General features: G+C 66.8%; 13 protein-coding genes and 1 tRNA gene. 6 read left to right on the top strand and 8 right to left on the bottom strand.

All coding sequences use genetic code 11. The features are described from left to right. The 3 genes from EV652_RS08615 to EV652_RS08605 all read left to right on the top strand — a co-directional run. Positions 1-256, top strand: a 256-nt coding sequence (locus EV652_RS08615) for a UTRA domain-containing protein (protein WP_132208443.1), incomplete at its 5' end; no start/stop codon positions are given. A gap of 198 nt (positions 257-454) precedes the next feature. Next, positions 455-1045, top strand: a complete 591-nt coding sequence (locus tag EV652_RS08610) for a hypothetical protein (protein WP_132208442.1) — start codon at positions 455-457, stop codon at positions 1043-1045. Beyond that, the gene (locus tag EV652_RS08605; RefSeq protein ID WP_132208441.1) at positions 1042-1887 is read left to right on the top strand and encodes a DUF1828 domain-containing protein; all 846 of its coding nucleotides are present in this window, start codon (positions 1042-1044) and stop codon (positions 1885-1887) included. The genes EV652_RS08610 and EV652_RS08605 overlap by 4 nt, the downstream gene beginning before the upstream one ends. 263 nt (positions 1888-2150) lie before the next feature. Here EV652_RS08605 and EV652_RS08600 read toward each other — a convergent pair whose 3' ends face one another. The 7 genes from EV652_RS08600 to EV652_RS08570 form a co-directional block, all read right to left on the bottom strand. Continuing rightward, positions 2151-3107 carry a tyrosine-type recombinase/integrase gene (locus EV652_RS08600; protein WP_158441116.1) on the bottom strand — a complete coding sequence of 319 codons (957 nt, stop codon included), beginning with the start codon at positions 3105-3107 and terminating at the stop codon, positions 2151-2153. 190 nt (positions 3108-3297) lie between these two features. After that, positions 3298-3370: transfer RNA gene (locus EV652_RS08595), tRNA-Arg, on the bottom strand. Between the two features lie 133 nt (positions 3371-3503). Then, complete coding sequence (locus EV652_RS08590; RefSeq protein WP_242001640.1) at positions 3504-4793, bottom strand: chymotrypsin family serine protease; 1290 nt, start codon at positions 4791-4793, stop codon at positions 3504-3506. A 92-nt stretch (positions 4794-4885) separates the two neighbouring features. Further along, positions 4886-5488, bottom strand: coding sequence for an META domain-containing protein (locus EV652_RS08585; protein ID WP_132208439.1), 603 nt, complete (start codon positions 5486-5488; stop codon positions 4886-4888). Between the two features lie 12 nt (positions 5489-5500). Further along, on the bottom strand, positions 5501-5980 hold the full coding sequence (locus tag EV652_RS08580; protein WP_132208438.1) for a SigE family RNA polymerase sigma factor: 480 nt from the start codon (positions 5978-5980) through the stop codon (positions 5501-5503). Between the two features lie 92 nt (positions 5981-6072). Further along, the gene (locus EV652_RS08575; RefSeq protein WP_132208437.1) at positions 6073-7215 is read right to left on the bottom strand and encodes an alpha/beta hydrolase; all 1143 of its coding nucleotides are present in this window, start codon (positions 7213-7215) and stop codon (positions 6073-6075) included. A 282-nt stretch (positions 7216-7497) separates the two neighbouring features. Beyond that, the gene (locus EV652_RS08570; RefSeq protein WP_242001639.1) at positions 7498-8091 is read right to left on the bottom strand and encodes a hypothetical protein; all 594 of its coding nucleotides are present in this window, start codon (positions 8089-8091) and stop codon (positions 7498-7500) included. A gap of 174 nt (positions 8092-8265) precedes the next feature. Between EV652_RS08570 and EV652_RS08565 the strand changes: the two genes are divergently transcribed. The 3 genes from EV652_RS08565 to EV652_RS08560 are packed head-to-tail and all read left to right on the top strand — an operon-like array spanning position 8266 to position 9657. After that, complete coding sequence (locus EV652_RS08565; RefSeq protein WP_132208436.1) at positions 8266-8946, top strand: hypothetical protein; 681 nt, start codon at positions 8266-8268, stop codon at positions 8944-8946. Further along, the gene (locus EV652_RS44520; RefSeq protein ID WP_199238064.1) at positions 8943-9083 is read left to right on the top strand and encodes a hypothetical protein; all 141 of its coding nucleotides are present in this window, start codon (positions 8943-8945) and stop codon (positions 9081-9083) included. The genes EV652_RS08565 and EV652_RS44520 overlap by 4 nt, the downstream gene beginning before the upstream one ends. A 31-nt stretch (positions 9084-9114) precedes the next feature. After that, the gene (locus EV652_RS08560; RefSeq protein ID WP_242001638.1) at positions 9115-9657 is read left to right on the top strand and encodes a GNAT family N-acetyltransferase; all 543 of its coding nucleotides are present in this window, start codon (positions 9115-9117) and stop codon (positions 9655-9657) included. 3 nt (positions 9658-9660) lie between these two features. Here the strand turns inward: EV652_RS08560 and EV652_RS43970 are convergent, their stop codons facing one another. Further along, complete coding sequence (locus tag EV652_RS43970) at positions 9661-14055, bottom strand: carbohydrate binding domain-containing protein (RefSeq protein WP_158441115.1); 4395 nt, start codon at positions 14053-14055, stop codon at positions 9661-9663. Positions 14056-14267: the final 212 nt, after the last annotated feature.

The following is a 14267-nucleotide window of genomic DNA, read 5'->3' as shown; positions in this document are numbered from 1 at the left end:
TCATCTGGACTCCACACAAGCCCGGCATGATCACGCGGTGGCCGCTTCGCGTCGCGTCACCACGCCGACCATCACGAAGTCCGGCTGTCGTACTAACCGAGACGAGGCCAGGGCGATGGAACTGGCCGCGGGCGGCGTGCCGGTTCTCGTGATCCGGCGCGTGGCGTACGACCGCACCGGCCGCGCCGTCGAGGTCAACGACATGACTCTGGCCGGCAACCGCTACGAGCTGACCTACGAGATCCCCGCCGACTGACCGCGCTATCCGCCGATCAGTGCTTGGGTAACGTATCGGCGCTCCATCTCGATAGTGGACCGGAGGGGAAGGGGCGGGTATGGACCAGATGTCCAGGGTGCGGGGACCTATGGGTCTGCCTTCAGCGGCGCGTCGAGGATGCGCCGGGCCGGGGATGGCCTGTAGAAGGTGCACTTCGCGGTGCGGGCGTGGTCCCCTGTGAGCAACTTGTCGCTGCCAAAGGCGATCCAATCGGCAGAGAATTTTCGCAGGCTGACCAATCCAGAGGCGAAGAATCTGCTCGAAGGCGACATCAACAAAGTGATAAGTGGAACCGTCGAGTGGTTCATTGAGGACACCCGTCAGGGCAGCTCAATACGGGCGCGGTGCAAGGTGGAAATCAGTAACAGTCTCGGTGAGCGCCTGTACCTCGATGGACGGATCGTCCTCGACCGGCCGTGGCAATCACATTGGATCCTGACATGGGGCAACAAGGCTCACCATGAGAAGCCCGCGACCATACGCCGCCTCGATCTGCGGGACGACCACAGGAACCCGGATGGACAGTTTTGGGATCGTGCAACGCACAAGCACCTGTGGAGCGTCGCCGACAAGAACCGTGTTGCCTATACGCCAACTGACATCCCACATGACCCTTCCGTGCCCCCCAACGCTCCTGACGACTACCGTGCGATCTTCGAGGCGTTCGCGAAGGAGGTCGGCATCAACTTTGCCAGCGACTACAGGTGGACCGATCCGCCGCTGTCCACACCCGCTCCGATGACGACGACCCTCTGGGACGTGCCATGACCACCTGTAAGGACCTAGCGCCTGTCATCTCAGCTCTTACGGAGCGCTATGGCTGGACCTGTCGTCCAGTGCCGAATCGTTCCGATGTCCTTGAACTCGGTACAGGCCGAGTGTGGCCGGACTCCGAGCCGCTGCGAATCCTGGTCCGAGTCGATGAGGAGAACAACGTCTTCGCCAGCGACGGCGGAGTTACGATGCTGCGGCTCCGCGACGGCGGCTTCGACGCGGACGACTCTCTGCTGCCATCGCTGTGGAACCTCGCCCTGGAGGAGTATGGGTTGAGCGAGGTTGACGATCGCCTGTACGTAGAGGCAGAGATGCAACTGGCCGCCGACGCTGTGAACCATCTTGCAGACGCAATGCTGGCGATCGATGGTTTGCGCCTAGTCGCAGTTCCCAAACAGGCTCGCGGCCGAGCGCTGTCGGATGAGGTGGAGGACTACCTCCGCACCGTCAACGCCGTGGTGAAGGTGCGGCGAAAGCCGACAATCAGATTCCCCGGCGGCCTGGTCGTGCGGCCAACCCTCAGCATTGACACGGTCGACCGGCGGCAGGTTCTCGTCCAGACCGGCGCACGCACGTCACGTGGACAGGCATATGACCACGTCTTCACGACCTTTGGCTTGGTGCATGGGGCCGAGGTGCCGATGGACCACCGCTTGGCTGTCCTCAGTGGTTCTGTCCAGAGTTGGCAGCAATCCCGCATCTGGGCGCTCGCTCAGTTCACCTACGTCGGCTTCTGGGACCACCGCGAGACTCTTCGCGATTTCTTCGCCGGACCGAGCCGGTCGCAGGACAGGATCCTTGTCCCGGAGGGCATCGAGATACCCCTCATCACGTAGAGATTGAAGAATCAATTACCTACGGCCTCGCAAAGATGCTTGGCCGGGGGTTGTCGCTGCCTCGCGCGCGCGAGAGGTCCCCCCACCCTTCCCGGTTCGGTCAGTTGCTGACGACCCGCTGAGCGCCGATCTGAGCCGCTGAGGGCAAGGTTGACACGAGGCCAGGCGAGCCGATGACGGCCCGCTCAGCGGCGCACCGGGGCCGGACACGCCAGCGCCCCGGTACCTGACGCATGTCGGGCACCGGGGCGCTGTGACTGGGGTCAGTAGCGGTCGCTGAAGCCTGACCGCGCGAACGCTTCCAGGGCTCGCTGTTCGGCCATGCTTGCGCCATAGCGGTCCACCATCGCGCGATCCTTCCAACCGGCCTTGGCCATCACCTCGGACTCAGACAGGCCGGACGACAGCGCCTCATGGGCCATGGTGTGCCGGAACAGGTGCGGCCTGATCACCTCGGGCGGGTAGCCAGCCTGGACCGCTCGGCGGCGAAGCATCTGGTAGATGCCATCACCCTTGAGCGCTGCGCCGGTCTTGTCCGCGATCCAGAGCGCACCCTCGCCGGGGGTACGGATACGCCGGTGCCTGGCGCGCAGGTTGAGCCACCGCTTCAGAGCAAGTACGTCACGATCGCCCAGGTCGATGCGCCGACTCGGCCGACCCTTCAGACCGATCACGGCGAACGTGCGGATGACCGAGGCGAGGTCCAGGTGCTCGACCCGCATGCTGGTGACCTCGGTTCGGCGCGGCCCGTGGAGCAGGACCCGGATGAGTGCGTGGTCGCGCCGGTCCTCGAAGGTCTTGCCGCTGGTGACCTTGAGCAAGGCGGTGATCAGGTCGGGTGATAGGACCGGTGGGTGCGCCTCATGGCGGCCATAACTGTTCCGCTTGGGATGCGTCCACAGGTTGTCGGTGTCGTACTCCTCGGCGATGTGCTTGAGGAACATCCGCAGGTTGCCCTGTTTGGTCACGGTGCCGCCGAGGGTGTGGCCCTTCAGGTAGTCGGCGAGGTAGGTGTTGAACTGGCCGATGGTCATGGTGTCGAATCCATCGGGGTGGCCTGTTCTGGTGAGCCAGCGGGCGAGCGAATCGACGGCATCCAGGTACGCGCCGATGGTGCGCTCGCTGTAGGGCTTGCCTCGCTTGCTGTTCTCGGCTCGCAGGGAGTCGGCGAACAGGTCGCGCTGTTCGGTGCGGGCCGACTGGCCCGCAGTGTCGGGCACGGCCCGGAGGGTGCGCGCCGGTCGGTGCGGCGCGCGGCTTGGAACGGTGGTCATGCGCTGGTGCTCCTCGGGTGTCGGACGGACCGATCCGCTTACCCGAAACTGTGTGTGCATGGCCTTGGTTACTAGCCGGGGGAGTCCGGCCCTGACCTGGAAACAGTCTGTCTATCCCAGGTCAGACGCCGATTTGTGCCCCCGGCAGGATTCGAACCTGCGACGCACGGTTTAGGAAACCGACGCTCTATCCCCTGAGCTACGGGGGCGCACTGAGGTGGGCCGTGGTGGGCGGCCGGTGGCAAGCCTAGCGGACCTGGGGGTGGGGCTCATCATCCGTCAGGGGAGTCGCGATCTTGCGGCGGGCCTTCGGCGAGCAGTCTGGCGGTGTGGTCCTAGTCGTCAGCCGGTGAGGGCGGTGACGCCCAGGTGGCCGCTGATGGAGGCGTAGCGCTCGGCGTAGAGGGTGGTGCAGCGCGAGGACGCGCAGCCTGCGCCGGCGAAGGTGATGCCGCGGACAGTGGCGCCGGTGGAGCCGGAACGGGTGTAGACGGGGCCGCCGGAGTCGCCGCCGATGATGGCGATCTGGCCGCCGCGGGTGGCGCGGATGACGTAGGTGGTGCAGCCGTCGGTGTCGCAGTACTTCGCTGACGTGGAGCGGACGGTGATGCCGCACAGCGACGTACTGAAGCTGCCGGACTGGCAGACGACCGTGCCGACGCCGGGGTCGCCACCGCCCTTGACTGTGCGGGTGTTGGCGGAGTCGCCGGGGCCGTCGGTCCAGATCTTCGGGCCGTACGCGCTGCCGGTGAGCAAGGCCTGGTCGTAGTCGGGGTAGTTCATCCGGACCGACGTGGTGCCGTAGTAGTTCGAGCCCGACTTCCACAGCGTCCCCACGCCGCCGCAGTGGCCGGCGGTCACGGACCCGCGCTGGCCGTTGGAACGCCGTACGACGGAGAAGCCGGCGGTGCAGTTCTTCAGGGCCGAGGTGATCCGGGCACCGCCCCAGTGGCCGCCCTTCGGGGTGTCGTTGAGACGGGACGTCCGTGCCAGCGAGCCTTCGACGAGTTGTACGCCGGACAGACCGCGCAGACCCTCCAGCGACGAGGCGGAGGTGGTGGCCCTGTCGTACTCGACCACGATGTCCTCGCTGACCGGGTCGAGGTCGGCGGCAAACGTCGTACGAGAGGCGTCGCCGGACCAGGACCGGGCGCCGACCGAGTTCCAGGCTTCCGCAATCTCCCGAGCCGAGCGGCAGCTGCGTTCGATGCCGACCATCTGCTTGTCGGCCGCGGGGACGTTACGGGCCATCGCGGCCTCGTACCTGCGCGAGTCCAGCGCCGAACTGTCGACCACGACCTTGTAGCCGGTCGAGGCGGAACCGACGACGCCGATCACGCCCTGGCTCAACCCGTAGGGCAGTCCGGACGTGGGCCGGCCGGTGGCGTCCAGCGGCTCGAGGGACCGTACGGCGATGCTGATGCCTTCGCCGAGGGTCTCGCCGAGCGGCCGCGGATCCGATGCGGACGTCGGCTGCGCGAGCCGCTGGGACTGGATCGAACTCGCACTCGGCTGGGCGTGCGAGCACACCGCCCCAGCAGCGGATGGGGCAGCCACGGACGCCGTGAGGCCGACCGCGAAGAGTGCTACTGAGCCGAGTGTGAGCAGCGGGACGGTAACTGAGAGTCGCACGTAGCTCCCCAGATCGGTGGACGGCCGCATCCATGGTCCGGTCAGAGACTTCATTCAGTCAAGAGCCGATCACCGTCAGCGAGCAAAATTGACTACCGTGCGCGAGCGTAGCTCGCAAGTTCACGCCCGTCGCCCCCGAAGAACTTCAGCGTGTCGGCGTCGAGAGTGATCCGGTCGGCGTCCTGCAGGACGGCCGTGTGCTGCACGTTGTCGCAGCCGACCAACCGCTGCGGGCCGATCGTGGCGGCGAACTCGCCGCGCTGCCCGATCGCGTACGTCCCCTGCAGCCCGTTGCAGCCGTCCGAGCCGGTCCACGTCCCGTCGGCCTTGAGCACGAGCACCGGATCGTCGGGCCGATCCGCCTTCAGCGAGGTCATCCCGGCCATCTGGACCGCCCGCCACGTCCCGGACACACTCTGCGCCGAGGGCGCCGCCTGGACCAAGGTCGATGCGGACGGCGTCCGACCGCCTGCGACCGGCGGCTGCACGGGCGCGTTCCGTCCACCCAGGCTGAATCCGACGACGGCGACGGCAGCGACCGCCACGGCGGCGGCTCCGGAGATGATCCAGGTACGACGCTGGGCCTGACGCGCACCCGTCGACGCCCGCTCGGTCAGGCCGGTGGCCGGCGGCACCGAGGCCGCGGCACGGTCGAAGGTTCCCCGCAGGTCGTCCTCGAGATCGGTGTTGCTCACGACAACCTCTCATCACACATGGTGGGTCTGCCTGGTCTTCCGCAGTGTGGCGAGCGCCCTGCTGGCGGTCGCCCGGACGGAGGACGGTTTGATGCCGAGTACGTCGGCGATCGTGCGGTCGTCGAGGTCCTGGTAGTACCGCAGGACCAGCACGACCCTCTCCCTGGCCGACAACTCAGCGAGCGCTCGCCAGAGGTCGTCGGAGTTCGCGATGTCGGTGGCGGGATCGGGCACTGTGTGCGGCGGGTCGATCTCGGCTGTCGGTGCCTCGGTGAACGATCGCCGCCGGGTCATCGACAGGTACTCGTTGATCAGGATCCGCCGGACGTAATGGTGCGGATCGTCCGCCTTCCGTACCTTCCGCCACGACCGGAACGCCTGCATCAACGCGATCTGGGCCAGATCTTCGGCTCGCTGATAGTCGCCGGAGACGGTGAAACCGAGCCGCACCAGTTCCTGTCCACGCGCGGACACGTACTCCTCGAACTCCACTCGCCACTCCCCAGCTGGGCGTACAACACCTCACACCTAGTAGACGCATCGAGTAGCCCAGGGTGCTGCAACCATTCGCACACAGTTGAGTCTCAGCCCAGCAGAAACGCGCGAACCTCGTCCTGCCCACGCTGGTCCCGCTGCACGCCATGCCCACTCCCGGGTACGACGACCAGCCGGGCTGACCGGGCATGCGCCTGCTCCCACCGAGCCCACTCCACCGGACAGAACAGGTCGTTGCTGCCGTGCAGAATGAGCGTCCGCGGCAGCAACTCGGCAGTAGCTGGGTACGTCGACATCCGCGCGGCCGGCCACCGCAAACACCCGTCCACGATCAGTTGCCGACGGGCGGTCCGCACGTCGTAGGGATACAGCCGCTGAGCGTCCAGGCGTCGTACGGCGGTCTCCAGAGCGCTCACTGCCCCGCCCGACCAGGGGATGCGCAGGTCCGAGCAGAGCGTGGCCAGGTGCAGTCCGGCCGACAGTACGTCGTACCCGAGGCCCTTGCTGCTCACTGTCTGGAGGAACTCCTTCAAGCCTGCGTCGTCGCCGTTGCGGGCCGCGTGGAGAGTCGCCGGGATCCCCCTCAGCGATGGGTTGACCGTATTGAGGCTGGAGATCGACAGGCTCTCCATCAGGCTCGTGCCGTCGACTGAACCGTGCTGCACCAACCACGCCAGGTCCGCGACCGGGTCCGTCGTACACGCAGGGTCTTGGCGGCAGGCTGCCTTGAGTACGCCGCCGGTCGCAGCCATCAGGTCGACGCCGAACGGGTCGATGCCCTTGTGTGGGACCACTGAGTCCAGCACGAGCGACGCGACCCGGTCTGGGTACTTCAGCCCGTACTGCGCTGCCGTGAAGCTCCCATACGACGTCCCGTCCAGCGTCAGCCGGTCGACACCGAGGTGCTCGCGGAGCAGTTCGATGTCTTCGACTGTGTCCGGTGTGCCGTAGTACCCGAGCCCAGAGCCGACTTGCTGGGCGCAGTCCTCGACAACCCCGGGAGGCGCGGTCAGAAAGTCCGAACCACCCACGGCTGCTTGCAGTGAAGGGCAGTTGATACCGGACGAGCCAGTACCGCGCTGGTCGAACATGACGAGCCTGTACTCGCGCAGCACGTCAGGGTGAAGGGTGTTGCGGACACGCGGCAGCAGGGGAACACCTGGCTGGCCCGGACCACCCGTCAGCATCAGCAGCACGCCACGTGGTGCATCCACGTTGTCTGCAGCGGCCACTGCCAGCTCCAGTGTCTGACCCTCAGCGCCAAGTGGCACGCGGAGCGTCGTACACGTGAAGCCGTCAGGGCATGCGGAGCCTTCTTCCGGCGAGGAGCAGGCCGTGCAGACGAGCAGTAGCGCGCAGAGAAGCCGGATCAGTCGCAGGCACACGCTGCAGCTTCCACCACGTAGTGGCAAGGCCGCTACCTGCCTTGCGGGTCGACCCCAGGGAGGGACCCGCAAGGCAGGCGCGGATTGACCCCGGTCCGGACGGCTTCGGGGGGCGCATCCGGCGCAGGGTCAGCGCAGTCCGAGCGACTTGATCAGCTCGGGGGACACCTGGCGTGGAGCCGGCAGCTCGCCGGGCTTGCCCTGACCCTCCAGGGAGGTCGCCACCAGGCGGCGGCAGCCGAAAGTCTCCACGGTGTAGGACAGCACGCCGCGGTCGTTGTCGGTGAACCGCAGGACGTAGGTGGGGCCGAGCTCCTGCGTGCAGTAGGTCGGCTTCTTGGCGACGGGCTTCGGAGCGTTCACCAGAGCGAACAGGTCCGTGGCCTGCTTGCTGTTGCGCTTTGTGCTGACGGTCGCGTAGTCCTGCCCGGACGCCTTGGCGTCGAACTGGCAGATGGCCACGCTGACCGGCTGGAACAGCGACGTCGCCGCGCCTTTGCCCCAGACGACTTTGTCGGTGGCTGCGCGTACCGCCGCGATGGTGTCGGGGCAGTCCATACTGGGTGTGCCGCTGGGGGTGGGCGGCGAAGGGGTGGTCGGGGTTTCCGTGGGCTGGGCGGCGGGCGGGGACGTGGCACTCTCGTTACCGCAGGCGGCGGTAACTCCGAGCACAGCCACGACGAGCGTCGCACCGATCAGGCCCCGTGTCCGTAATGCACTCACGACTCGGTCCTTCCGGGTTGGCAAGGTCATCAATGATGGTCGACGGGGGTCTCGTCCGGCGTGCCAGAAGCATCACGGCGGCGCGTCGTTCCGGTCACGTCGACAGATCGTGCGGCAACCGAGAAACACCTGTAACGTACACGCGCTGTTCGGCCTTGATTACGATGCTGTGCCGTGGGCCGGAAGAAGAACGACGAGGCGACGGCGCAGCGCGAGCGCGACGAGTGGCAGCTCGGCATCGACTGGGCCCGTTGGCTGATGGGCGGCAACGCTCCGCAATCACTCACCATGTACGGCCTTGTCCTCGAGCAGGGTGAGGTCGCCTACGTCAACACTCCGGCGCACTATGCACGCCTGTACGGCGGTAGTGGTCGCTACACGCACAACAGCGGCCTGTTCCTCGGCAAACCGGGTGTCGTGCTCGGGATGATGGCGGCGAACGCTGCGGTCAACGCGAGCCGGAAGGCAGCGGCCAAACGGGATATGCAGCTGATGTGGCGCGACCTGCAGGAAGTCCCGACCGTGGCGACGAACTACCGGCTGCTCTGCTTGCTGCCGCAGCGTGGCTGGATGAGCTTCTACTACAGCGCGGTGCAGGAGTTCTACCCCGATCCGGCGAACTGGACGATCACGTTCGGTTTCCAGAACGCGGAGCCGTTGCGGCTGGCCGGGCTGGCGACACCGACGTTGTCGGTGCTGACCGCGTGGTGCGTGCTCGGGAACGACCGCTGGCAAGGCGAACCGGGTATCGCGCCGCTGATCGAGGCCGCGACCGGGCACCAGTTGCCGCCCGGGGTGGTTCACGGTGAACTGGATACCGGACAGCCGCGGCGACTCGGTAATCTGGAGCCATGACCAGCCCGTACGAGGACGACGAGCCGCTGCTGCCAGAGCAGACCCGCGACGACGACCCGCGGACCTGGGGCGAGAACGACCCCAGCGGCGATGACGACGAGCGCTTCCTGCGCGAGGTCCCCCCGCACCACGGATGAGCGGCACGGTCGTTCTCGTCCGGAGCCGCCGGTGCCCGGATTCCCGCCGTACCTGGGGGAACTGGTGAGCGCGATCGCGGAGTTTGCGGAGGGGACGGGCGTGGAGCTTCGGGGGTTCACGGATGAGTACGGCGCTCTGGTCGCGGGGTGGGCCGGAGACGCGCGGGAAGTGGCGTTGCTGTCCGGGCGCGAGGAGTACCCGTTCCCGGCGGACCTGATCAGGAGCTGGCGGAAGATCGATCCTGACATCCAGTCGTACCTGTTCTTCGCCGGCGACCAGCCGGTCGGGTACGGCGAGGTGTGGCTCGACGACGAGGAGGTCGAGCTGGCCCGGCTGATCGTGGATCCGTCCGAGCGCGGCAAGGGGATCGGGGCGGAGCTGGTCCGGGCGCTGCTGAAGCCGGCGATCGCAGCCGGTCACCCGGATATCTTCCTGCGGGTTAGGTCCGACAACGCAGTAGCGATCAAGACCTATCTGAACGTCGGCTTCGTGGACGTTTCGCAGCAGGAGATGGACGAGTGGAACGCCGGCCAACCGGTGGCGTACCGCTGGATGCGCTACGCCACCGGCTGAAGGTCAGACCGGTTCGACCCGGACGTCGTCGACCCGGAACGTGCCGAACGCGCCCCTGAAGCCGAGATCGATCGAGATGTTGTCCACCGACGCGTCCCCGACTGTGGTGTAGGTGCGCTCGAACGACTTCCACTGGCCAGCAGCCGTGTCACCGGCCGGGAGCCAGTTGCGTTGCTCAGTGCCGAGCTGGCTGCCTCCGCTGCGCGAGCTGACGAAGTAGTACGCACCCAGGCCTGCGCCGGGCTTGTAGTCCTGCAGCTGGTACCAGAACGACACCTTGTACGTCGTGCCAGGTTTGGCCTTGAACGGTGACACACCTTGCTTGCGGCTGTGGAAAAGCAGGTTGTACGAGCCGTTCGCCGTGGTGTCGGTGCTGGTGAAGTAGAGCGATCGCGTTCCGGTCCGGGCGTAGTCCTCGGCGATGGTGCGGACGTACGGTCCGGTCCCGGCCGGCGACCAGATGTCCGCCTCGTTCGGCTCGAAGCTGTGCTTGTAGACCGGGACGAGCAGCGGATAGGCGTCGTACACGCGCTTGATCCGAGTCTCCTCGGGGTCGCTGCTCGCAGCCTCGGCGGCGTCCACCTCCGCCTTGAACTGCGCGAAGCTCGCCGATGTGTAGTCGTCGGCCGGTACGGCGCGGGCCTTCTGCAGCACCGTCGCGAATGAGTCGGCATCGAGGTACGCCGGTTCGGACGTCGAGGTCCGGCCGTCGACTTTTCGGGCCACCACCCGGTAGGACATCCGACCGCCGTACACGGTGTCGGTGAACGAGGTGGCGTAGACGTTGTCGAGCAGCTTCTCCCACGACACCCGATCCCGTGACCGGTAGAGGTCGAACGCGATCGCCTCTTTCGGTTTCGTCCAGGTGACCAGGCCGTCGCGGTCCAGGAACTTGCCCCAGGCAACGACGAGATCCGGGGCGACGGGTACGACGCTCACCTGCGTGAAGCTGCCGGATCGGTCCGCGGCCACACCGGCGTTGACCACGTCGACCATCGGCACCGAGGCCTCGCCGACCTGCGACCACTGCTGTCCGTCCTTGGACAGGAACGCCAGGACCCGGTCCGATTGCGGCATCCGCACGAGCTTGACGTAGGGGTAGTCGGCAACCGTGTAGCCCTTCAATTGCTGGACGAACGGGCTCCGCGTGACACCGCCCGCGGCGTTCTGACCGGCCGTCCCGGTGCCGATGTCCGCTCGGCTGTCCAGGGCGCGGAACTTGAGTGTCAGCGCGCCCGTCGCGTCCGCACCGAGGAACGCATACCGGGCTGTCGGCGCTGTGCTGTCCCGCAGGATCACGCCTCGCGTCGTACCGTCACCCAGCTTGGCCGAGACTGCTGTGCCGCCCTGTGCCAGCCGACTCACCATGGTGAGCGAGTCCTTGCTCCAGCGGTCGTAGATCACGCTGTCGTCACCGCCGCCGAATCCGTTGCCTCCGGCCTCTGTCACAGTGATTGCGCCATCCTTGGCCGAGACCTTGCCGGCCGCACCCGCGCCGATCGTGTCGGCTCGCCAGCGGTCGTTCAGCCAGGAGGGTTTGACGACAGCCTTCGCCTCGGCGCCGCGACCGGCACCCTGCGCGTTCACGGGCGTCACCCGGTAGTAGTACGTCCCGTCACCCGGGACCTTGTCGACGTACGACGTACTGCGAACATCGGTGGCAACGGCGACGAACGGGCCGTTCTGGCTGACCGAGCGTCCGATCGTGTACGACGTTGCACCCGCCGCATCGCGCCAGGTCAGGCCGACGGCCTTCGTGCCCGGCGTGGTCACAGCCACGTCGACCGCACTGGGGTCGTCCGGACGAACCTCCTCGGTGCCCAGGTCGAGGACCACGCCACGGGTCGGCTGCAGCACGACGACGCCGTGGACGACGGGGAGGTCGCGGCCGGAGACGAGGTCGCGTACCTGCGTTCCGTTGAATCCGGCCGGCAGCCGGACCGGGTACGTGTGCTCGTTGCCGTAGGCCCTCCGCGTGGAGTTGATCGCGAAGAAGTACTTGCCGTACTGCGCGGTGAGCAGGTTCGGGTAGCCGGAGTACGGGTTGTCCTGGACCCAGTTGTCCCGGTTGATCGTGCCGACCCCGGGCTGGTAGGTGATCGGCAGCAGCTCACCGGCCATCGCCAGCGGACGGTCCGCGTCGGTATAGCGGTCGTGGAACATCGGGTCCTCGTCCGACGCCGCGCGCAGGTAGTACTCCTTGGACTCGAAGACTCCCTGTGTCTGCAGTTGGACGAGTTGCTCGTGGTCGCCGTACTGCGCGTGCAGCCGGCCGTTGCCCAGGTAGCCCTTGTTCCGCTCGATCAGGTTGCCGAGCAGGTCGACGTCGCCGTCGTGCACGGAGACGAACATGTTGTCCACATCGACCCAGGCGGTGCGCTTCTCGTCGTCCCGGCTCACTCCGAGCCTGGCCAGCTCGTCATCGGTGAAGAGATCGAGGTCGGTGTGCGGCAGGACCACACCGGCCGGTCCGCGTTCCTTGGTCAGGTAGGCGTAGGTCTCGGCGATCCTGAGGTCGTACTTGTGGTTGCTCAGCACGCTGCTGAAGTACGGGAAGTACTGATTGTCGACAAGTTGCTGCTGGGTGTACCCGACAGCCTCGGTGGCATAGCGCCAGTACTGCGTCCAGGCCAGGCCGGAGTACTTCGCCTTGTGCTGCGCCATGTAGTGCTCGAGCGAGGCGAAGGCCAGACCGCGGCCGGTCCCGGTGTCGGCGGCGTACGCGATCTTGCCCGGGTACTGCACGGTGCGATCGTCGACAACCTGCTCCATGTACATGACCCGGTTGCCGTTCGCATCGCGGCCTTGGTGCCGCGTCTGGCCGCGAGCGTGCAGGACGCGGAGCGCGAGCTTGAGGATCTCGTCGTTCAGCTTCTCGTCACCCGCGTGGCCGAGGGTGCGGAAGAACCACGAGGTCAGGTAGTTCGTCGACTCACCGTAGCTGCCGACGTACCCGTTCTCGCGGGTCTGCCCGTCCCGGGTCACTCCGTAGTAGTGCACGCCGTACGGCGTCCTGCGTACGACGTTGCCGCTGGCATCGAGTTTGCTCTTGGCCAGCCCCTTCATCACGATCTGCAGGTAATCGTCGGTGTAGACCGCGTTCTGGTCGTGCTGGAACAGCGAGTGGTAGAGGTCGAGATTGGCGCCGTCCGGACCGACTAGGACCTCCTCGCCGAGGAACGGTTCGAAGCCGAGCGCTTCACCAGCGATCCGGTAGCTGCGTTGCTTGCCCTCGTAGAACCGCGATCCGATCACCCGCAGGCCTTCGTGCGCCTTCCAGGCACCTTCGTACGTGTACATCATCTGGTTGTAGATGTACGACAGGCGCGAACGGGCGAAGTCGTAGTTCGCCTTGAGGACGCGCTCCCAGGCCTCACCGCGGGTGAGTTGGCCGCCGGTCCAGTCGACGCCGGCGATGCTGTTCGGCCCGTCGACCGTGCCGGTCACGAACGGCTCGGCCAGGAACGAGGTGAACTGGGTGGAGCCGTAAATGCTGTCGTCGGCGATCAGATTGTCGACAATGTAGAGGGCTTCGCCGAGGGCGCCGTAGTAGCCACCCCAGTCGGACTGGTGGCCGCCGTTGCCGAGGCTCTTGACGTTGCCGTAGTACTGCTTGGTGAAGTTGTCGACGGACTTGAAGATCCGTTCCAGGGCAGCACGTTTCTCGTCCGGGGTCTTCGCCGGTGACCACTCGGTGCTGAGGACTTCGGCGTAGTAGCGCAGCTCGTCCTGGTATCGGGTGATCGACAGCGTGGCGTTCGGTGCGGCGTCCGACTTGGCCGCCAACGTGGTGAAGAGGTTGACCTGCGTGGTGCGCAGCCCGTCGATCGTCGCCTGTCCCTGCTCGGGCGTGAGCGCAGGCGCGGTCTTGGGTGCTGGCTGTGTGCCGGTCTCACCGAGGTCGACCTTCGGCTGCGTGTGTACGGCGGCCGCGTAGTAGCCACGGGAGTCGTTGCTGGCGTTGCCGGTCATGGCGTTGTTGAACGTCCGCAGGATGATCTCGACCTGCGTCCGGCCCTTGGTTGATGCCAGCGGCAACATTGTGGTGGCGATGAAGAACCGGCCGGGTAGTGCCTTGCCGGTGCCGAGGTTGATCGGCTCGTAGTCGCCGCTGTTGCGGTAGTTGGCTTGTGCGCCGTCGACGTACACGACGGTCCGGTACGGCGAGACGTCCTCGCCCCAGAACTTCAGCGAGAGGTAGTTCTGCGCGGCCGGGGCGACCTCGGCGACGAAGCGCAGGTCGCCGAGGTGGTTGGCGACTGGGGAGAGGGGTTTCGCGATCCGGGCGGACTGGTCGAGCGCGCCGGTGACGACGGTGCTGAACGGGGCGGCGAGGCCGTGCGCGGACTCGGACGCACTGTCCCCGAAGGTCAGCCGGTCGACAACACCGTCAGCCACGGCACCCGATCCCTCAGCACCCGCGACGGCGGCGGCTGGTGCGGCAGGCACCGCTGCGCCGGCTCGTGCGGCGGCGGGTGCAGCGCCGGCAGATGCTGCGGTCGCGGCGGCAGGTACTGCGCTTGCGGTGGGGGAGGGGGCTGCTGCGGCGGGGGTGGCGGAGAGGGCTAGGGCGGCGGACAGGAGGAGGGCTAGACGGCCGGAACGTTTCA

The sequence above is a fragment of the Kribbella steppae genome (assembly GCF_004342025.1).
Classification (GTDB): domain Bacteria; phylum Actinomycetota; class Actinomycetes; order Propionibacteriales; family Kribbellaceae; genus Kribbella; species Kribbella steppae.
Note: the sequence above shows the minus strand (reverse complement) of the source record. Positions and strands in the feature narration are given on the sequence as shown.